Source organism: Aequoribacter sp. (assembly GCF_965659035.1).
In the GTDB taxonomy this organism is placed as follows: Bacteria; Pseudomonadota; Gammaproteobacteria; order Pseudomonadales; family Halieaceae; genus Aequoribacter.
Genome location: NZ_CBFHWH010000113.1, coordinates 1 through 1,395 on the forward strand (window position 1 = coordinate 1; position 1,395 = coordinate 1,395).

The following is a 1,395-nucleotide window of genomic DNA, read 5'->3' on the forward strand; positions in this document are numbered from 1 at the left end:
ACGATCGATTCGGGGCAAATCGACGATATCATGGCTGGCCGTGAACCTCGTGAGCCCTCGGATTGGAGCGGTTCGAACGGTACGAGCGGTGGCGATACCACCACCAAAGCGGAACAAGACGTCAAGGGTGGTGACAATGTCACGCCAATCGGTGGTCCCGCCAGCGAACACTAGAGCTAATGACGAGTGAGATAAGCCTCGACCGGTGTTACGTTGCTGGTCGCGAGCTGACATTCCCTGCGGTGATGGGCGTGGTGAACACCACGCCCGATTCGTTTTCTGATGGTGGCACGCTTTACCAATCCACACGATTGGACCTAGACAAAGCCTTCGATCGCTGTGCCAAAATGGTCCAAGAAGGTGCGACCATTTTGGATATTGGTGGCGAAAGTACTCGACCAGGATCCGACCCCGTTAGTGTCGAACAAGAGTTGGAACGCGTTATACCGTTGGTGGAGCGTTTGGCTCGATCGTTCGATGTAGCGCTGTCACTTGATACCTCTACGCCTCAAGTTATGCTTGAGGGAGCGCTGGCGGGCGCTCACATTATTAACGACGTCAGAGCCTTGCGGCGCGAGGGTGCGCTTGAGGCCGCGGCCAGCACTGACTTAGCTGTATGCCTGATGCACATGCAGGGTGAACCTAAAACGATGCAAGCACAGCCAACCTACGATGACGTTGTGCAAGACGTCAGCGGGTTTTTGAGCCAGCGAATCGAAGATTGCCTAACGGCAGGCATCGATAAAAAGCGCCTGTGGATTGATCCAGGATTTGGTTTTGGTAAGACTCTGTCGCATAATATCGAACTAATGCAAAACATTTCTTACTTTTGTAATGGCAACCACCCGGTCCTAGTGGGTGTCTCTAGAAAATCTATGATTGGCGCTATTACGGGTAAAGATGTGGACGAACGATTAGCCGGAGGGCTGGCACTGGCAACCGTTGCATTGATGCAAGGTGCCCACATCATCCGTACTCACGATGTCGATGCGACTATGGATGTTGTAAACGTGGTTAGGGTGCTTAAGGGGGAACAATGAGCAAGCGCTATTTTGGAACGGATGGAATTCGCGGTGAAGTGGGTGTAGCACCGATTACCCCTGATTTTATGCTTAAGCTCGGTTGGGCTGCTGGCAAAGTCTTTGCGGCGAAAGCGGGCAAACAGCGCCCTCTAGTGGTGATTGGTAAAGACACAAGAGTGTCTGGCTATATGTTCGAATCGGCTTTAGAGGCTGGTTTGGTGGCCGCGGGCGTCGATGTTCGTTTACTTGGCCCAATGCCAACCCCGGCTGTTTCAGTAATGACCCAAACTTTGAATGCGACTGCTGGCATTGTAATTAGTGCATCGCACAATCCTTTTCAGGACAACGGCATCAAATTCTTTGGCCATGACGG

The 1,395-nt window shown here is 52.4% G+C and carries 1 protein-coding gene and 1 pseudogene; both read left to right on the plus strand.

Annotated features, from left to right (window positions below; genetic code table 11):
• Nucleotides 1-179: 179 nt before the first annotated feature.
• Entirely contained in the window at nucleotides 180-1,040 is an 861-nt protein-coding gene (gene folP / locus ACTF5Z_RS11110; protein WP_438985693.1) for a dihydropteroate synthase, read from the plus strand.
• Nucleotides 1,037-1,395, plus strand: a pseudogene (gene glmM, locus ACTF5Z_RS11115) (phosphoglucosamine mutase); the annotation flags it as partial. The gene folP and the pseudogene glmM, both read left to right, overlap by 4 nt.

Excerpts from the sequence above, each read along its gene's own strand:
- folP (WP_438985693.1), top strand. The coding sequence starts at position 180 with ATGACGAGTGAGATAAGCCTCGACCGGTGTTACGTTGCTGGTCGCGAG.